This window comes from Nocardioides sp. P4_G4 (assembly GCF_056401085.1).
Genome location: NZ_JBFUKA010000089.1, coordinates 1 through 17,558 on the forward strand (window position 1 = coordinate 1; position 17,558 = coordinate 17,558).

The following is a 17,558-nucleotide window of genomic DNA, read 5'->3' on the forward strand; positions in this document are numbered from 1 at the left end:
GTCCGTGGTCGTCTCGCCGCCGGCCGCGCTCCTCGCCGCACCGTGGGGGCTGGTGCCGGCCCTGCACGACCGGCCGGTGGCGCTGACCCCGTCGGCGACCGCGTGGGTGCGCGCGCACGCGGCACGCCCCCGCTCCTCGCGCGCGGTCTTCGTGGTCGGCCCGGACCTGCCGACCGGCGGCGGCGAGGTCGCCCCCGTCGTACGCATGCACCCCGGAGCGGCCCTGCTCGACGCGGGCCGGGCGACGGTCGCGTCCGCGCTGGCCGCCCTCGACGGGGCGGCCCTGGGACACATCGCCGCGCACGGGTCCTTCCGTGCCGAGACGCCGATGTTCTCGAGCCTGCACCTCGCCGACGGGGCGATGACCGTCGACGACGTCCACCGCCTCGACCACCCGCCGCACCGGATCGTGCTGCCCGCCTGTCGGTCGGGGGTTGTCGCGCAGGTCGGGGGCCACGACGTGATCGGCTTCGCAGCGGCGCTGCTGGGTCAGGGGACGGCCGGGGTGGTCGCCTCCATCGCCGACGTCGACGACGCCGCCACCGTGCTGGTGATGCTCGACGTCCACACCGGCCTGGTGGCGGGTCTGCGCCTCGACGAGGCGCTGCGCGACGCCCGGCTCGCCGCGGCCGGCGACCCGGTGCGGCTGGCCACCGCGGTGGCGTTCACGGCGCTCGGCGCGGCCTGAGGTTGCCCTCCTCGCGCCGCGGGCCMGGTCGACCTGGCCCGGCAGCCCGTGATCGGCGGCCCGACATCGGCGGCCCGACTGGCGGCGTACGACATCGGAAATCGCCGTCGACCTGTCGCCCGCCGCCAGTTGCGCCCGGGGGTGGGGCGGCCGCCGCCAGTTGCGACCGGGGGTGGGGCGGGCGGCGCCGCGGGCCGTCGCTGGGGAACGAGACCGGCGTACGACGTCGCGTGAAGGCCGGTCTCGTTCCCCACTCGGGGGCCGACTGGGCTGGGGTGGCCCCGGAGCAGCCAACTGGCGGCGTACGACATCTGGAATCGCCGTCGACCTGTCGCGCGCCGCCAGTTGCACCGGGGTGGGGCGGGTGGGGCCGCGGGCCGCCACTGGGGAACGAGACCGTGCTCACGCCACGTCCCGAACGCCTGCCTCGTTCCCGCCGTGCCGTCAGCCCAGGACGCGCGGCGCGACCGGCCGCCCGCCCTGCCAGACCCCGGCCACCAGGGGTACGCCGGGGCGGTAGGCGAGATGGACGTACGACGGGGCCTCGAGCAGCACGAGGTCGGCCGGCCTGCCGACGGCCAGGACGCCGACGTCGTCCCGGTCGAGGGCGGCGGCACCCGTGGCGGTCGCGGCGTGCAGCGCCTCAGCGGGACTCATGCCCAGGTCACGCACGGCCACCGCGATGCAGAACGCCATCGACGAGGTGAAGCACGAGCCCGGGTTGCAGTCGCTGGCCAGCGCGACCCGGACGCCGGCGTCGAGGAGCCGGCGTGCGTCGACGTACGGGTGCCGGGTGGAGAACTCGACCCCCGGCAGCAGCGTGGCGATGGTGCCGGAGTCGGCGAGGGCGCTGACGTCCTCGTCGGACAGGTAGGTGCAGTGGTCGACGGCGACGAGGCCGAGCTCGGCGGCGAGCCGTACGCCGCCGCCGTAGGTGAGCTGGTTGGCGTGCAGGCGGCCACGCAGGCCGTTGTCGGTGCCCGCTGCCAGGATCGTGCGTGCCTGGTCGACGTCGAAGGCGCCGTCCTCGCAGAAGACGTCGATCCAGCGCGCATGGGGCGCCGCGGCTGCCAGCATCGGGCCGGTGACCAGATCGACGTAGTCGGCGGGGGTGGTGTCCGCCGGCACGACGTGGGCACCGAGGAAGGTCGTCTCGTCCGTGAACTGGCGCGCCACGGCGAGCGATCGCGCCTCGTCGTGGACGGAGAGTCCGTATCCACTCTTGATCTCGATGGTGGTGGTGCCCTGGGCCCGCATCTCGGCGACGAGCCGGGCGACGTGTGAGGTGAGCTGTTCGTCGGTGGCCGCGCGGGTGGCAGCGACGGTGGTCCGGATGCCGCCCGCGGAGTAGGGCTCCCCGGTCATCCGGGCCGCGAACTCCTGCGCCCGGTCGCCCGCGAACACCAGGTGGCTGTGGCTGTCCACGAAGCCGGGCACGACGGCGCGCCCGCCCGCGTCGTACGCCGTGTCGGCCGCCGGCGCCTCGGCTGCCGGACCGACCCACGCGACGGTGCTGCCCTCGACGACGACGGCGGCGTCCTCGACGAGCCCGAGCAGTCCCTCCCGCGTGGGGTCGTTGGTGGTGAGCTCGCCGATGCCGGTGATCAGGACGCTCATCCGTGCACCGTCCGGATCACCCGGTCGAGCTCGCGCCCGATCTCGCCGACCTGGTCACGGGTGTGCACGAGGTGGCCGTCCGCGATCACCTGGAGCACGTCGCCGGCGCTCGCGGCGAAGACCACCGCGTGCTCGTCTGTGCCCGCGCCGGCCGTGCGTGGCGAGGCCAGGTCGAGGGTGACCAGGTCCGCCCGCTGGCCGACCGCGATGGACCCGGCGTCGCTCCAGCCGAGGCTGGCGTGGCCGGTGGTGGTGGCGGCGGCGAGCAGCTCGGCCGCCGACCAGTGACCGCGCCGCATGGTGGCCAGCCGTTCGTCGAGCTCGACGGCGCGCATCTCCTCGAAGAGGTCGATCACGGCGTGGCTGTCCGAGCCGAGGGTGAGCCGGGCGCCGGCCTCGGCGAGGTGGCGACTCGGGCCGACGCCGTCGCCGAGGTCGCGCTCGGTGGTGGGACAGAAGTCGACGTAGGCATGCGCCTCGCCGATGAGGGCGATGTCGGCGGGCGCCAGGTGGGTGGCGTGGACGAGCGTGGTGGTCGGCCTCAACAGGCCGTGGGCGGCGAGGAGTCGGGTCGGGCTGACGCCGTACGCCTCCTGGCACGCGTCGTTCTCCGCGACCTGCTCGGACAGGTGCAGGTGCAGCACGTCGTGGTCGGTGCGGGCGACGTGCTCGAGCGCGTCGCGCGGGACCGCGCGCACCGAGTGCAGGGCGGCGCCGACACGGGCCTCCGGACCGGCGTCGATCGCCTCCACCCGGTCGGCCCAGGCCTGGGCGGTGCCGTCGCTGTAGCGGACCTGCACGCCGTGCGGCGGCTTCCCGAAGCCGCTGGAGAGGTAGAGCGTGTCCAGCAGGGTGATCCGGATGCCGGCCTCGCGGGCCGCCTCGAGGAGCGCGTGGCCCATGGCGTTGGGGTCGGCGTACGGCGTCCCGTCCTGCTGGTGGTGCAGGTAGTGGAACTCGCCCACCGCGGTGATCCCCGCGGCGACCATCTCGCGGTACGTGGCTCGGGCGAGGTCGAAGTAGGTGTCCGGGTCGAGTCGGCCGGCGACGACGTACATCTGGTCGCGCCAGGTCCAGAACGTGCCGCGACCGCGCTGGGTGCGACCGCGCAGAGCGCGGTGGAAGGCGTGGCTGTGGCAGTTGGCCAGGCCCGGGATGGTCAGGCCGAGGAGCACGTGGTCGGGCTGGAGCGGTCGGGGCTCGGATCCCGGGATCGGGGACCGGTCGCGCAGCGTGACCGCGCTGATGACCCCGTCCTCCACGTCGACCACCACCCCCGCCTCGACGCGCTCGCCGACCCAGGCGTGCTCCAGCAGGTAGGTGGTCGTGGTCATCGCGCCAGCTCCGTGAGGGTGTCGGCCAGTGCCTCGACCCCGGTCAGGCAGTCGGCGGTCTCGGCGAGCTCGTCAGGTGAGTGCGACACCCCCGTCGGGTTCCGCACGAAGAGCATCGCACTCGGGATGCCGGCCATCGACAGGATGCCCGCGTCGTGGCCCGCCTGGGTCGGGATGACGGGCCAGCCGCCCACCCCCGACAGCCGGGAGGCGAGCTCGGCGTCGAAGGCCACCCGCCCCGACACCGACTCGGGCATGACCACCAGCCCGGTGCCGTCGCGCCCGGCCCGCTCGGAGCCCTGCCGCTCGATCGCGGCCACCAGGTCGGCGAGCGCCTCGTCGGACTCGCACCGGGCGTCGAGCCAGGCGGTGACCCGCGACGGCACGGCGTTGGTGCCGTTGGGTGCGACCTCGAGACGGCCGAAGGTCGCCCGCTGCCCGGACAGCCGGGCCTGCTTGTTGGCGGCCAGCGCCGTCATCGCGTAGGTCAGCATCGGGTCCCGGCGGTCCTCCATCCGGGTCGTCCCGGCGTGGTTGGCCTCGCCGGTGAAGTCGAAGCGGTAGCGACCGTGCGGCCAGATCTCACTGGCCACGCCGACGGCGACGTCGCGGTCGACGAGGTCGCGGCCCTGCTCCACGTGCAGCTCGACGAAGCACCCGACCCCGGAGAGGTCGAGGAGACCGTCCCCGTCCTCGAGCGCCGCCACGTCGAGCCCGGACGCGGCCAGTGCGTCGGGCAGCACGACGCCGTCGCGGTCGCGGCGCTCCCGGGCATCGGCCCAGCGGGTCGCGCCGGTCACCAGCCGCGAGCCGAGGCAGGCCAGCCCGAACCGCGATCCTTCCTCCTCGGTGAAGACCGAGACGCCGATCGGCCGGGACGGTACGACGCCCCGCTCCCGCATCAGGTCCACGGCCGCGAGCGCCGAGACCACGCCGAGGGGGCCGTCGTAGGCCCCTCCGTCGAGGACCGAGTCGAGGTGCGACCCGGTGAGGATCGCCTGCTGCGGGGGTAGTCCGTGACGTTCGGCCGCCTCGGGAGCCGATCCCGGGGTCCGTTCGTCACGGACTACCCCGACCGACGCCGCCCCGGGAGGGTGCCACCACGCCACCTGGTTGCCCATCGCGTCGGTCTCCAGCTCGAGGCCGCGAGCCAGCGCGGCCTCGGTGAACCACGCGCGCAGCTCCGACTCGGCACTCGTCCACGGCTGGCGGAAGTAGCCCCCCGACGACGCGGACCGGCCGACCGGGGCCAGGTCGCGCCACATGCCCTCGAACGTCATGGGTCGATCCCACCCTCCGACGGCTCCGCGGTCAACGCCGCGCGCCGGGCGGGCGTCTCGTATCCCAGACGCCTCAGCCCGTCCAGACCCCGTCGTCCCAGGCGCGGGCGAGCACGGCGAGGTACGGCGCGAGGTCCCAGCCCTGCGTCGCGACCCAGGAGGCGGAGAAGTAGGTGTCGAGGTAGCGGACCCCGTCGTCACAGAGCAGCGTGACGATCGAGCCGGACTCCCCGGCGGCCCTCATGTCGCAGGCCAGCTTGGTGGCGGCGTACAGCGCGGTGCCCGTCGAGGGCCCGGCGAGCTGGCCGGTGCGTGACCGCAGGAAGTGCGCTGCCGCGACCGACGCGGCGTCCGGCACCCGCACCATCCGGTCGACCAGGTCGGGCAGGAAGGACGGCTCGGCGCGCGGGCGACCGATGCCCTCGATGCGCGAGCCGCACGTCGTCTCCCCACAGGTCGGGTCGCGGAAGGCGGCGAGGAAGGCGGAGTTCTCCGGGTCCACGACGCACATCCGGGTGTCGAGCCCGCGGTAGCGGACGTAGCGCCCGATCGTCGCCGACGTGCCGCCGGTGCCGGCGCCCACGACCACCCAGGCCGGCGACGAGAAGCGCTCCATGGCCAGCTGGTCGAAGATCGACTCGGCGATGTTGTTGTTGCCGCGCCAGTCGGTGGCGCGCTCGGCGTAGGTGAACTGGTCGAGGTAGTGCCCGCCGGACTCCTCCGCGAGCCCGCGCGCCACGTCGTACACCGAGGCGGGGTCGTCGACCAGCACGCAGGACCCGCCCTCGCGCTCGATCAGCGCGATCTTGGTCGGTGACGTCGTGCGCGCCATGACCGCCGTGAACGGCAGCCCGAGCAGCCGGGCGAAGAACGCCTCGCTCACCGCCGTGGAGCCGGACGAGGCCTCGACGACGTGGGTGCCCTCCTGGATCAGCCCGCTGCACAGGCCGTAGAGGAACAGCGAGCGCGCCAGCCGGTGCTTGAGCGAGCCGGTCGGGTGGGTCGACTCGTCCTTGAGGTACAGGTCGACGTCGTCGAAAGCCGGCATCCGCACGGCGTGCAGGTGGGTGTCGGCCGAGCGGGTCTGGTCGGCCTTGAGCCGCCGGATCGCCTCGACGACCCACGCGCGCTCCGCGTGCCCGGACTGGTCGACCTCGACCAGCGGTGCGACTACCGGCTCTCCCATGGTGGGAGCGTGCCACAGTCGGGGCATGGAGTTCCAAGACGTCGTACGCCGACGCCGCATGGTCCGCCGGTACGCCGACCGGCCGGTGGCCCCCGAGGCCCTCGACCGCCTGCTCGCCAACGCCACGCGCGGTCCCAGCGCCGGCTTCAGCCAGGGCTTCGCCTTCCTCGTGCTGGACACCCCCGACGACGTCGCCCGGTTCTGGGTCGCCACCGGCGCGCCACCACCGATGGTCGAGGAGGGCGCCCCGGCGCCCCTCCCGAAGCCCAACCCCTGGCTCGACGGCATGCGTACCGCCCCGGTGGTGATCGTGCCGCTCGCCCACAAGAACGCCTACCTCGACCGCTACGCCGAGCCCGACAAGGGCTGGATCGACCGCGACGAGGCCCGCTGGCCGGTCCCCTACTGGCACGTCGACACCGGGATGGCCGCCCTGCTGATCCTCCAGACGGCGGTGGACGAGGGACTCGGCGCCTGCTTCTTCGGGATCCCGGGCGAGCACGTGGACCGCTTCCGGGAGGCCTTCGGGGTGCCGGGCGACCACACGCCCGTCGGGGCCATCACCGTGGGCCACCGCACCGCGTCCACGGGCTCGGGGGGATCTGCGGCCCGGCGCGAGCGGCGTACCGACGTGGTGCACCGCGGCCGCTGGTGACGGGCGCCCGACCCCGGGTGACCTGGGCCACAGCGGGGAATCCTTCGGCGCCCTCGGTCCTTGGACCGGATGAACGATCAACAACGTCTTTCCCCGAAAGAGGTCACCCCTGTGTCCAAGGCATTCGAACCGATCGTCGTCGGCGACTGGAAGCTCCCGCAACGCTTCGTGATGGCGCCCCTGACCCGCAACCGCGCCAAGGGCACCGTCCCCGGTGACCTGAACGCCGAGTACTACGGGCAGCGTGCGGGTGCCGGGCTGATCATCACCGAGGGCTCGCAGCCCAGTGCCGTCGGCCAGGGCTACCTCGACACCCCGGGCTTCCACAGCGCCGAGCAGGTCGCCGGCTGGCGCAAGGTCGCCGACGCGGTCCACGCCGACGGTGGTCACATCGTCGCCCAGCTGATGCACGTCGGCCGCGTGGCGCACCCGGACAACAAGGGTGGTCTCGAGAGCGTCGCCCCGAGCGCCCTCCCCGCCGACGGAAAGATGGTCACCGCACAGGGCCAGGTCGACATGCCGACCCCCCGCGCGCTCGAGACCGACGAGATCCCCGGCGTCGTCGAGGAGTTCGTCACCGCCGCCCGCAACGCGGTCGAGGCCGGCCTGGACGGGGTCGAGGTGCACGCCGCCAACGGCTACCTGATCCACCAGTTCCTCGGCCAGTCCTCCAACACCCGCACCGACGGGTACGGCGGCACCCCCGAGGCCCACGCCCGCTTCGCCATCGAGGTCACCCGGGCCGTCGCCGAGGCGATCGGCGCCGAGAAGGTCGGCATCCGCATCTCCCCCGCCCACAACATCCAGGGCGTGCTGGAGGAGGACGAGGCGTTCACCACGGCGACGTACGAGATCCTCGTCGACGGCATCAAGGACCTCGGCCTGGCCTACCTCAGCATCCTCGCCGACCCGCGCAGCCAGATCGTCGCGGACCTGCGCACCCGCTTCGGCGGTCCGGTGATGCTCAACTCCGGCTTCGCCAGCGTCACTGACCTCGCGGACGTCGAGGCGATCATCGACGAGGACCTCGGCGACCTGGTCGCCGTCGGCCGCGAGTTCCTGGCCAACCCCGACCTCGCCGAGCGCTGGCGCACCGGGGCCGCGCTCAACGAACCCGACCAGGCCACCTTCTACGGCGGCGGCGCCGAGGGCTACACCGACTACCCGGCGCTCTGACGGCTGATCGGCCCACCGAGCCGGCGCGCACCCCCGCGGGTGCGCGCCGGTCGTGCGTCCAAGCACACGTCAGGGGCATAGAGCGCCCCCCGCCCGTGTTGTCCCCGCTGGAAGCGATCCTCGACGAAGGGAACCCCTGATGCGTGCTGTGGTCTACACCGAGAGCGGCGACTCGTCCGTGCTCGACCTGGTCGAGCGGGACGCGGCGGAGCCCGGCCCGGGCGAGGTCCGGGTGCGGATCGTCCGCGCCGGAGTGAACCCCACTGACTGGAAGTTCCGCGCCGGCGGCATGGGCGAGCTCGCCTTCCCCGAGATCGTGCCCGGCCAGGACGGTGCCGGCGTGATCGACGCCGTCGGACCCGAGGTCGCCGGCCTCGCGGTCGGGGACCGGGTCTGGACGATGCTGGCCCAGCACACCCGCCCCGGCGGCACGGCGCAGGAGCAGGTCGTGCTGCCCGTCGCGCACGTCACCACGCTCCCGGACAGCGCGTCGTACGACGTGGGCGCCTCGCTCGGCGTCCCCGCGGTCACCGCCCACCGCGCGCTGACCACCTCCGAGGACGGTCCCGACCGACTGGCGCCCGGCGCGCTGGCGGGGCGGACCGTGCTGGTCGCGGGCGGGGCCGGTGCCGTCGGCAACGCCGCCATCCAGCTCGCCCGGTGGGCCGGCGCGGACGTGATCAGCACCGTGAGCGGCGACGACAAGGCCGCCCTGGCGAAGGCCGCCGGCGCCCAGCACACCGTGAACTACCGCGAGGGCGACACCGTCGCGGCGATCCGGGACCTGGCCCSGGACGGCGTCGACATCGTCGTCGAGGTGGCACCGGCCCAGAACCTGCGACTCAACCTCCAGGTGATCCGACCCCGCGCGACCATCGCGATCTACGCCAACAACGGCGGCGACGAGGTCCCCCTCAGCGTGCGCGAGACGTTCTCCACCAACGCGCGCTTCCAGTGGGTGCTGCTCTACACCGTCGGCCAGGCGGCGTTGCGCGCCGCGGCCGAGGACATCACCGCCGCCCTCGCCGACGGGGCCTTCGGGGTGGGCGACGAGCACGGCCTCCCGGTGCACCACTACCCGCTGGAGCAGACGGCCGCGGCGCACGCCGCCGTCGAGGACGGCACGGTCGGCAAGGTGCTGATCGACGTGGCCGACGACTGAGCCCGGACCGCTTCCCCCGCACCGCGGCGTAGCTGGGGACGAGGTGGTCGGCGATCCGGCCGTCGAACCCACCAGATCGTCCCCAACTGCCCTGCGATCCGCACTAGGTTGCGGGCCATGACCGACCCCAGCCACGACCGCGTCGTCGCCAAGCTGCAGGCCCTGGTCCGGATCCCGACGGTCTCGGACCGGGACCCGGCCCTCGTCGACACCGACGCCTTCGACCACCTGCTGACGGAGCTGGCGACCCAGTTCCCACGGGTGCACGCCGGGCTCGGGCTGACCCGGGTCGGCAGCCACGGGCTGCTGCTGCACTGGTCGGGGGCGAGCGCCGAGAGGCCGGTCGTGCTCATGGCCCACCTCGACGTCGTACCGATCGACGAGGACGCGCCCTGGCAGCACCCGCCCTTCAGCGCCGAGATCGCCGACTCCCCGACCGGGCCGGCGATCTGGGGGCGCGGCACCCTCGACGACAAGGGCTGCGTCGTCGCGATCTGCGAGGCGGTCGAGCTGCTCCTCGAGGCCGGCCACGTGCCGGCCCAGGACGTGTGGCTGTCCTTCGGCTGCGACGAGGAGATCAGCGGTACGGCGGCGATCGAGGCCGTCGACCACCTCCGGACCGCGGGCGTGAGGCCGTGGTTCGTCGTCGACGAGGGCGGCGCCATCGCGCACGAGGCGTTCCCCGGCGTGAAGCCGCCGCTCGGCGTCATCGGGGTGACCGAGAAGGGCACCACCAGCGTCGAGCTGGTCGCCGAGGGCCGCGGCGGTCACGCGTCCACACCGTCGCGCAACGGCCCGACCACGCGCATCGCCCGCGCGATCCTGCGCGTCGAGAAGTCGCCGTTCCCTGCCTCCGCGCCGGCGCCGACCCTGGAGCTCATGCGCAGGATCGCCCCCCACCTGCCGTTGCCCGTGCGGCCGCTGCTCTCCCGCGCCGACCGGATCGCCCCGGCCATCACCCGCGTGCTGCTCGCCGCGGGGCCGGAGGCGGCCGCGATGACCAGGACGACGGTCGCCGCCACGACGCTGAGCGGCAGCCCGGCGCTCAACGTGATCGCCTCGACGGCCCGCGCCGGTCTCAACGTGCGGGTGATGGTGGGCGACACGGTCGCCGGGGTCGTCGACCACCTGCGCGCGGCCGTCAAGGACGACAGCATCCGCATCGACGTGGTCGAGGCGGGTGAGCCGTCCCCGGTCTCCCCGATGGACGAGGCGTTCGAGCTGATCGAGTCGTGCATCGGCGAGGTGTTCCACGACGCCGTGCCCACGCCGTACGTGATGATGGCCGCCACCGACTCGCGGCACTTCACCGAGATCTGCGAGCGGGTCTACCGCTTCGCGCCCTTCCGGATGACCAAGGCCCAGCGCCAGGCCATCCACTCCTACGACGAGCACCTCGGGGTCTCGGCGCTCGTCGACGGGGTCCGCTGGTACCGCACGCTCATCGAGAGGCTCCCCGCATGACCACCACCTCGTCGTCCGCGACCACCGGCACCGGTCGCGTCGCGCCGCACCTGGTCCGGATCGTCGGCTTCCTCGTCTGCGTCGAGATCGCCAGCGGGATCCTGCAGGGCTACTACACGCCGATCTTCAGCGACATCGCGGTCCACCTCGGGATCCTCGACGCCGACGTGAACTGGTTCGAGGCCGCGCAGCTCATCGTGTCGGCGCTGTGCGTGCCGCTGCTGGCGCGGCTCGGCGACCTGTGGGGCCACCGCAACGTGCTGCTCCTGTCGACCGCGGTCACCGCGCTCGGGTCGTGGATCCTGGCCTTCGCGCCGTCCTTCACCACGTTCCTCATCGGGTGGGCGATCCAGGGGGCGTACGTCGTGTGGCTGCCCCTGGAGATCGCGATCATCCATCGGCGTACGGCGGGCACGGGACGTCAGGCGCTGCTCACCCGGCGGGGCGCGGCGATCCTCGTCGGGGCGTTGGAGCTGGCCGTGATCGTCGGCGCCCTCACCTCGGGGGCCCTGGTCGAGTCGACGTCGATGACCGTGCTGCTGATGCTGCCCGCGATCGTGGTGACGGTCTGCTTCGTGGTGATCTGGTTCGGGATCGAGGACGTCCCTGGTCGTGCGACCGGTGGCATCGACTGGGTGGGCTTCGGCCTCATCACGGCCGTGCTCGGCACGCTCATGGCGGGACTCATCGTCATCCGCCTCCAGGGCCCGTCCTCGGTGCTCGCCTGGCTGCTGGTCGTCGCCGCGGTCGCGCTGGTGGTGCCGTTCGTGCGCGCCGAGCGTCGGATCGACGAACCCCTCGTCGACGTGGACCTGATGGCCACCCGCGCGCAGTGGCCGGTCCAGCTGACGGCCTTCCTCTTCGGCATGTCCGTGCTGGGGGCGCAGATCCCGCTGTCGACCTTCGCCCGGACCGACCCCGACGTGGTGGGCTACGGGCTCGGCGCCGACGCGGCCTTCGTGTCGACCCTGATCGGCGTGTACGTCGTCAGCCTCGCCGTCGGCGCCTTCACCCTGCCGCTCACGTCGCGGCTCCTCACCGCCCGCCGCGCCCTGATCGCCTCGTCGGTGCTCGTGGCGATCGGCTACGCCCTGTGGATCCCCTTCCACGACACGACCACCCAGGCGCTCGTCAACATGGGCGTCGCCGGGATCGGGTCGGGGGCCCTGGTCGCGGCCCTGCCCGCGGCGGCGGCCGCGGCGGCGCCCGCCGACCGCACCGGGTTCGCCACCGGGATGACGAACGCGACCAAGACCGTCGGCGGGGCGATCGCCTCCTCGATCTTCGCCATCGCGCTCGCCTCCACCGGCTCGCTGGACGGTCCGACCGCCGGGCACGCGCCGCTGGCCGGCTACCTCACGGTGTGGGCCGTCTGCTCGATCGCCGCCCTGTGCGCGGCGCTCGCGCTGGTCGCCGTACCGAAGTCGGCGTTCAGCGAGCACTGAGCGTGCGGCGACGGCGCGCCGCGACGGGAATAGGTCCCGCCGGACCGGGCTTGAGCGAGGCATGACCACTTCCGCTCGCGCCACCGACCTGCTCGCCCTGCACCGGGCCCCGGAGCTGTTGACCGTCGTCAACGTCTGGGACGCCATCAGCGCCAAGACCGTCGCCGACGTGCCCGGCACGAAGGCGCTGGCCACGGCCAGCCACTCGATCGCCGCCACCCTCGGCTACCCCGACGGGGAGGTCATCCCGGTCGAGGAGATGCTGGACATGTGCCGCCGGATCGTCGAGGCGACGGACCTGCCCGTCAGCGCCGACCTCGAGGGCGGGTACGGCGACGCCGCCGGCACCGTCCGCCGCGCGATCGGCGTGGGCATCGTCGGTGCCAACCTCGAGGACCAGATGAAGCCGCTGGCCGAGGCCGCCGCGCAGGTCGAGGCCGTGATGAAGGCCGCCGCCGCCGAGGGCGTTCCCGACTTCGTGCTGAACGCGCGCACCGACGCGTTCCACCTCGGTCGCGACCGGGACCGGGCCGAGGTCCTCGCCGAGGCGGTCGAGCGCGGCAAGGCCTTCCTCGACGCCGGTGCCCCGGTCGTCTTCGTGCCGGCGATCCTCACCGAGGAGGAGATCGTCACCCTGGTCGACGCCTTCGGCCCGCAGCGGCTGACGACCATCGCCATCCCCGGCACCCCGTCGCTGGCCCGTCAGCAGGAGCTGGGCGTCGCGCGCGTCTCCCACGGCCCGCTCTCGCAGAACGTGGCCCTCACCGCGCTCCAGGAGCTCGTCGAGGAGGTCCAGCGCGGGGGCGGCGTGCCGTCCTCGATGCGCATCCTGAACTGAGCGTCGTACGCCGCTCCCTCGCGGTAGTCCGTGACGATCGGACCCCTCCACGCGCCGATCCGGGGTCCCTTCGTCACGGACTACCCCGAAAGCCGTCGCCGGTCACCCCCGGCGGGCGAGCAACCGGGTGAAGTGACCCCGGCTCTCGTCGTCCAGGTCCTCGTGCCCGAGCGCCTCGCCGGCCGCGTCCGGGTCGCCCATCCAGGCGGCCAGGAGCAGCGGGATCGGCAGGCCCGACCCGGAGCGCCGGACCGTGATGGTGTCGCCGGGCCGGATCGTGCCCGGCGACAGGACGGCGAGGTAGGTGCCGGCCCGACCCCGCTCGGCGAAGCGCCGCACCCACGCCCGCTCCCCCATCCGCAGGGCGAAGGTCGCGCACGGGACGCGCGGGGCGCTGACCCGCAGCACCGCGTCGCCGACGGTCCATACGTCGCCGTACTCGGAGGCGTCGACGTCGATCCCGGTGGTCGTGAGGTTCTCGCCGAACATCCCGTCCGGCAGCTCGCGCCCGAGCTCGCGCTCCCAGTGGTCGAGCTCCTCGCGGGCGACCGCGTAGACCGCCTGGTCGGTGCCGCCGTGGTGTCGGCCGCTGCCGACGAAGTCGCCGGCCACGCCGGAGAAGCCCTCGCCGTCGGGCCCGCGCCGCTTGGGGCCGGGGTCCGCGACCTCGATGCGGTCGACCGGGACCTTGCCGATCCCGGTCGGCGTCTTCTTGCCACTGCGCGGGGAGGGCGAGCCGACATTGACGGAGAGCACGGAAGCCACGGGATGAGCCATGCGGCGGAGCCTACGGACGAGTGCCCCGCCGCAGCGAGCGAGCTCGGCTCAGACCCCGCCCGGGCGGTGCTCCACCCTCGTGAACGGTGACTCCGGCCGCTCCAGCAGCACGCCGTCCACCCGCAGGTCGACGAGCTCGTTGTAGAAGCAGATCCGGTCGCGGACGGCTTCGACGGCCGGGAACGGTGCCGCATAGGACCACGCGACGTTGCGCAGCTCCGGTGGCCCGGCGAAGGTCCAGTAGGCGTGGGCGGTCCCCTTGTAGGGACAGGCCGAGACGTTGTCGGTCGGCCTGAGCAGGTCGAGGCGGACGTCCTCGCGCGGCAGGTAGTAGCGCGTCGGCAGGTCGGTCTCCAGCAACAGCACCGGGCGGTCGCTCGTCGCCACCACCGTCTCCCCGACCAGCACCTCGACGTGGCGCGAGCTCCGCAGGGTCTCGACCCGCTTGTGCGGGTCGCGCGGGTGCCCGGCGACCCACTCGTCCTCCTCGGTCCACGTCAGCCGACCGGGCTCCCAGGTCAGCAGCACCCGGTCGGGGAGGTCCTCCAGCGTCCACGCCCCGCACACGACGACCTCGTCCCCAGCCACCACGTCGTACCACTGCGCCACCGGCAGGTGCGGCCGGAAGAAGAAGGACCCGTCGTACGACGTCCCGCTCGCCGGCCGCAGCGCTCCGGCGGCCACCTCGTCGAGGGCGAACCCGTAGACCGGTGGGAACCCGGGCTGCCAGACCAGCAGCGGGTCGTCGGTCTCGACGACCAGGGTGTCGCCCAGCCGGCCCCGGACCCGCTTGTCGATCCGCTCGGTGCGGAGCGTGCTCATCACCCGAGTGTCGCACCGGGGTCCGCGCCCGACCACCCCTCGTCCGGACCCCTTCGGCCTCAGCGGTCCGCGACCTACGCTGGGGGCCTCGGAGGTGACCGGATGACCGACCAGGACCACAACGACGACACCCGCCCGCACGAGCAGGCCCGCGACGACCGCACGGGACAGTCCGCGGCCGCGGCCAGGATCCAGCACCAGGGGCAGTGGGTCGAGCAGCAGCTGCGGATCGCCTTCGAGCGCGGGGACTTCGACGACCTGCCCGGCGCGGGCAAGCCGTTGGAGGGTCTGGGCAGCGACCACGACCCCGACTGGTGGGTCAAGAGGCTCGTCGAGCGCGAGCAGATCAGCGTCCTGCCGCCGGCGCTCGAGCTGCGCAAGGAGGACGCCGAGCTGGAGCAGCACCTGGACCGCATCACCGCCGAGTCCGAGGTGCGCGAGGAGCTCGAGGGCTTCAACGCACGCGTCCGCCGGGCCAGGATGCAGCTGCTCGGCGGTCCCCCGGTGATCACTCCCGAGCGTGACGTCGAGGCCGAGGTCGAGGCCTGGCACGGTCGTCGTACGACGCGGATCGAGGCCCAGCGGGCCGCGCTGGCCGCCCAGCAGCCGGAGCCGGGCCGGCGGCGGTGGTTCGGCCGGCGGCGCTGAGGGCGTCCGAGTGGAGTACGTCATACCCCGTGGTCACCGGGTTTCGGTAGGTTCCGCCCCATGCGCCCAGCCAAGGACTTCTTCCGCCCGCTCGCCGTCGGGGCCCCGACCCCGGTCACCGAGATCCCGGCCCGCCCCAGCCGGGCGATCCACTTCTTCGACCCGTCCAACGAGAAGATGGCCGCCAAGGTCCCGCAGATGGTCGGCACCGTCGACGTCCTGCTGGGCAACCTGGAGGACGCCGTCAAGGCCGAGAACAAGGAGGCCGCCCGCGCCGGGCTCGTCCGGATCGCCAAGGAGACGGCCGACCTCGGGGGGCAGTACGGGCCGACCCAGCTGTGGACCCGCATCAACGCCCTCGACAGCCCGTGGGTGCTCGACGACCTGACCACGCTCGTCGGCGAGATCGGCGACAGGCTCGACGTGATCATGGTCCCCAAGGTGCAGGGCGCCGAGGACATCCACTACGTCGACCGGCTGCTCGCCCAGCTCGAGGCCAAGGCCGGCCTGGACCGTCCGATCCTGGTGCACGCGATCCTGGAGACCGCCCGCGGCGTCGCCAACATCGAGGAGATCTGCGGGGCCAGCCCGCGCATGCAGGGCCTGTCCCTCGGCCCCGCGGACCTCGCGGCCGACCGCCGGATGAAGACGACCCGCGTCGGCGGCGGCCACCCCGGCTACCTCGTGCGGCAGGACGCCAACCCCGACCAGCCGGAGGCGCACCGCGACATCTTCCAGCAGGACCTGTGGCACTACACGATCGCGCGGATGGTCGACGCCTGCGCGATGCACGGCATCTACCCCTACTACGGGCCGTTCGGCGACATCGCCGACACGATCGCGTGCGAGGACCAGTTCCGCAACGCGTTCCTGCTCGGCTGCGTGGGCACGTGGAGCCTGCACCCCAAGCAGATCGAGATCGCCAACCGCGTCTTCGCGCCCAGCGCCGACGAGATCAAGCACGCCCGCCGGGTCGTCGCGGCCATGGGTGACGGCACCGGCGCCGTCATGCTCGACGGCAAGATGGAGGACGACGCCTCCCTCAAGCAGTGCCTGGTGATGGTCGAGCTCGCCGAGCAGCTCGCGGCGATCGACCCGCTGCTCAAGGCCCAGTACGACGCCATCTCGATCGAGGACTGACCCGATGACGACCGACTTCCGTCCCCGCCGCTCCGTGCTCTACATGCCCAGCTCCAACGAGCGGGCGCTGGAGAAGGCCAAGACGCTGCCCTGCGACGCACTCATCCTCGACCTCGAGGACGCCGTCGCCCCCGACGCCAAGGAGGCCGCCCGCGACGCCGCGTGCGCCGCCGCCACCAGCGGTGAGTACGGCCGACGCGAGCTGACCATCCGGGTCAACGGTGCCGACACCGAGTGGCACGCCGCCGACATGGCCGCCGCGTGCGCCGCGGGCCCGGACGCGATCGTCGTACCCAAGGTGGACAGCGCGGACGCCGTGCTCTCCCTCGTCGAGACGATGGCCCGCCACGACGCACCCGAGCACACGTTGCTCTGGGCGATGGTGGAGACGCCGTACGCCATGCTCCACGCAGAGGAGATCGCGGCCGCCTCCGACCGGCTCACCGTGCTGGTGATGGGCACCAACGACCTCGTCAAGGAGCTGTACGCCGAGCACGTGCCCGGCCGCCAGCCCGTCCTGGCCGGGCTCTCGCTCGCCCTGCTCGCGGCGCGGGCCACCGGCAAGGTCATCCTCGACGGCGTCTACAACGACGTGAAGGACGCCGACGGCTTCCTGGCCGAGTGCACGCAGGGTCGGCAGATGGGCTTCGACGGCAAGACCCTCATCCACCCCGGGCAGGTCGAGGGGGCCAACGAGGCCTTCGCCCCCAGCCCACAGGCGGTGGAGACCGCGCGCGGGATCCTCGAGGCCTGGGAGGGCCGCACCTCACACGTGGTCACCCACAACGGTCGGCTCATCGAGGCGCTGCACGTCGAGTCGGCCCGCCGCACGCTGTCGATGCACGACGCGATCGAGGCCCTGCAGGCCTGAGCAGCGATCCTCCAGCAGCGACCCGACCAGCGGCCCCGACCAGGGCGACACCACCCGAAAGAACTAGTTTCACCCGTGTGGGTGTTGGCAATTCGTCCGGTTATCGGGCAATGTGACCGGGCGGTCTCAGATCGAGACCCCTTAGGAGGGCAGCACCCATGGTCGTACTCGGCCTGATTCTTCTGATCGTCGGCCTCGTGGCCAGCATTCCGATCCTCACCACGATCGGCGCGATCCTCTTGGTCGTCGGCCTGATCCTCAACTTCGTGCCGATCGGCGGCAGCAGCCGCCGGGTCTGGTAGCACCACACCAGACGCGCGACACTTTCGTGGCCCGGTCCCCTCGGGGGCCGGGCCACTGTCGTGTCCGGACCCGGACCGACCGCTCCACCGCCGTGTCCGACGGGGGGATTGGCACAGTGTCGGTGCCAGGGGTGAGGATCCTCACGTGAGCAC

Annotated in this window: 17 protein-coding genes; 11 read left to right on the top strand and 6 right to left on the bottom strand. The window is 73.2% G+C overall.

Translation table 11 applies throughout. The annotated features are described in order from the left end of the window. On the top strand, nucleotides 1-688 hold a 688-nt coding region (locus AC1DQF_RS17975), incomplete at its 5' end, for a CHAT domain-containing protein (protein WP_477526596.1). Nucleotides 689-1,132: 444 nt separating this feature from the next. Here the strand turns inward: AC1DQF_RS17975 and hutI are convergent. The 4 genes from hutI to AC1DQF_RS17995 all read right to left on the bottom strand — a co-directional run bounded on the left by hutI (nucleotide 1,133) and on the right by AC1DQF_RS17995 (nucleotide 6,105). Continuing rightward, complete coding sequence (gene hutI, locus AC1DQF_RS17980) at nucleotides 1,133-2,305, bottom strand: imidazolonepropionase (RefSeq protein WP_477526597.1); 1,173 nt, start codon at nucleotides 2,303-2,305, stop codon at nucleotides 1,133-1,135. After that, a complete protein-coding gene (locus AC1DQF_RS17985) occupies nucleotides 2,302-3,639 on the bottom strand; it encodes a formimidoylglutamate deiminase (RefSeq protein ID WP_477526598.1) in 1,338 nt (445 codons plus the stop codon). The genes hutI and AC1DQF_RS17985 overlap by 4 nt, the downstream gene beginning before the upstream one ends. Further along, on the bottom strand, nucleotides 3,636-4,919 hold the full coding sequence (locus tag AC1DQF_RS17990) for an allantoate amidohydrolase (protein ID WP_477526599.1): 1,284 nt from the start codon (nucleotides 4,917-4,919) through the stop codon (nucleotides 3,636-3,638). The genes AC1DQF_RS17985 and AC1DQF_RS17990 overlap by 4 nt, the downstream gene beginning before the upstream one ends. A 73-nt stretch (nucleotides 4,920-4,992) precedes the next feature. Further along, entirely contained in the window at nucleotides 4,993-6,105 is a 1,113-nt protein-coding gene (locus AC1DQF_RS17995) for a PLP-dependent cysteine synthase family protein (protein ID WP_477526600.1), read from the bottom strand. A 25-nt stretch (nucleotides 6,106-6,130) separates the two neighbouring features. On the opposite strand from AC1DQF_RS17995, the gene AC1DQF_RS18000 reads away from it, so the two are divergent. The 6 genes from AC1DQF_RS18000 to AC1DQF_RS18025 all read left to right on the top strand — a co-directional run bounded on the left by AC1DQF_RS18000 (nucleotide 6,131) and on the right by AC1DQF_RS18025 (nucleotide 12,845). Beyond that, nucleotides 6,131-6,760 (top strand): nitroreductase family protein, encoded by a 630-nt coding sequence (locus tag AC1DQF_RS18000; protein ID WP_477526601.1) that lies wholly within the window; start codon nucleotides 6,131-6,133, stop codon nucleotides 6,758-6,760. Between the two features lie 111 nt (nucleotides 6,761-6,871). Beyond that, nucleotides 6,872-7,936 carry an alkene reductase gene (locus AC1DQF_RS18005; protein WP_477526602.1) on the top strand — a complete coding sequence of 355 codons (1,065 nt, stop codon included), beginning with the start codon at nucleotides 6,872-6,874 and terminating at the stop codon, nucleotides 7,934-7,936. A gap of 139 nt (nucleotides 7,937-8,075) precedes the next feature. After that, nucleotides 8,076-9,098: an NADPH:quinone reductase gene (locus AC1DQF_RS18010; protein WP_477526603.1), complete on the top strand. Its 1,023-nt coding sequence runs from the start codon at nucleotides 8,076-8,078 to the stop codon at nucleotides 9,096-9,098. Nucleotides 9,099-9,215: 117 nt separating this feature from the next. After that, on the top strand, nucleotides 9,216-10,562 hold the full coding sequence (locus tag AC1DQF_RS18015; RefSeq protein WP_477526604.1) for a M20/M25/M40 family metallo-hydrolase: 1,347 nt from the start codon (nucleotides 9,216-9,218) through the stop codon (nucleotides 10,560-10,562). Continuing rightward, the gene (locus tag AC1DQF_RS18020; RefSeq protein WP_477526605.1) at nucleotides 10,559-12,007 is read left to right on the top strand and encodes an MFS transporter; all 1,449 of its coding nucleotides are present in this window, start codon (nucleotides 10,559-10,561) and stop codon (nucleotides 12,005-12,007) included. The genes AC1DQF_RS18015 and AC1DQF_RS18020 overlap by 4 nt, the downstream gene beginning before the upstream one ends. A 61-nt stretch (nucleotides 12,008-12,068) precedes the next feature. After that, on the top strand, nucleotides 12,069-12,845 hold the full coding sequence (locus tag AC1DQF_RS18025; RefSeq protein ID WP_477526606.1) for an isocitrate lyase/PEP mutase family protein: 777 nt from the start codon (nucleotides 12,069-12,071) through the stop codon (nucleotides 12,843-12,845). 102 nt (nucleotides 12,846-12,947) lie between these two features. Here the strand turns inward: AC1DQF_RS18025 and AC1DQF_RS18030 are convergent, their stop codons facing one another. Both AC1DQF_RS18030 and AC1DQF_RS18035 read right to left on the bottom strand, forming a co-directional pair. After that, nucleotides 12,948-13,622, bottom strand: coding sequence for an MOSC domain-containing protein (locus AC1DQF_RS18030; RefSeq protein WP_477526607.1), 675 nt, complete (start codon nucleotides 13,620-13,622; stop codon nucleotides 12,948-12,950). A gap of 48 nt (nucleotides 13,623-13,670) precedes the next feature. Further along, the gene (locus tag AC1DQF_RS18035; RefSeq protein WP_477526608.1) at nucleotides 13,671-14,444 is read right to left on the bottom strand and encodes a DUF427 domain-containing protein; all 774 of its coding nucleotides are present in this window, start codon (nucleotides 14,442-14,444) and stop codon (nucleotides 13,671-13,673) included. A 102-nt stretch (nucleotides 14,445-14,546) separates the two neighbouring features. Here AC1DQF_RS18035 and AC1DQF_RS18040 point away from each other — a divergent pair, with 102 nt between their 5' ends. The 4 genes from AC1DQF_RS18040 (at nucleotide 14,547) to AC1DQF_RS18055 (ending at nucleotide 17,405) form a co-directional block, all read left to right on the top strand. After that, nucleotides 14,547-15,092, top strand: coding sequence for a DnaJ family domain-containing protein (locus AC1DQF_RS18040; protein ID WP_477526609.1), 546 nt, complete (start codon nucleotides 14,547-14,549; stop codon nucleotides 15,090-15,092). Nucleotides 15,093-15,152: 60 nt separating this feature from the next. Beyond that, nucleotides 15,153-16,232 carry an HpcH/HpaI aldolase/citrate lyase family protein gene (locus AC1DQF_RS18045; RefSeq protein ID WP_477526610.1) on the top strand — a complete coding sequence of 360 codons (1,080 nt, stop codon included), beginning with the start codon at nucleotides 15,153-15,155 and terminating at the stop codon, nucleotides 16,230-16,232. A gap of 4 nt (nucleotides 16,233-16,236) precedes the next feature. After that, nucleotides 16,237-17,103 (top strand): HpcH/HpaI aldolase/citrate lyase family protein, encoded by an 867-nt coding sequence (locus tag AC1DQF_RS18050; protein WP_477526611.1) that lies wholly within the window; start codon nucleotides 16,237-16,239, stop codon nucleotides 17,101-17,103. A gap of 158 nt (nucleotides 17,104-17,261) precedes the next feature. Then, nucleotides 17,262-17,405, top strand: a complete 144-nt coding sequence (locus tag AC1DQF_RS18055; RefSeq protein ID WP_477526612.1) for a hypothetical protein — start codon at nucleotides 17,262-17,264, stop codon at nucleotides 17,403-17,405. Nucleotides 17,406-17,558 lie beyond the last annotated feature (153 nt).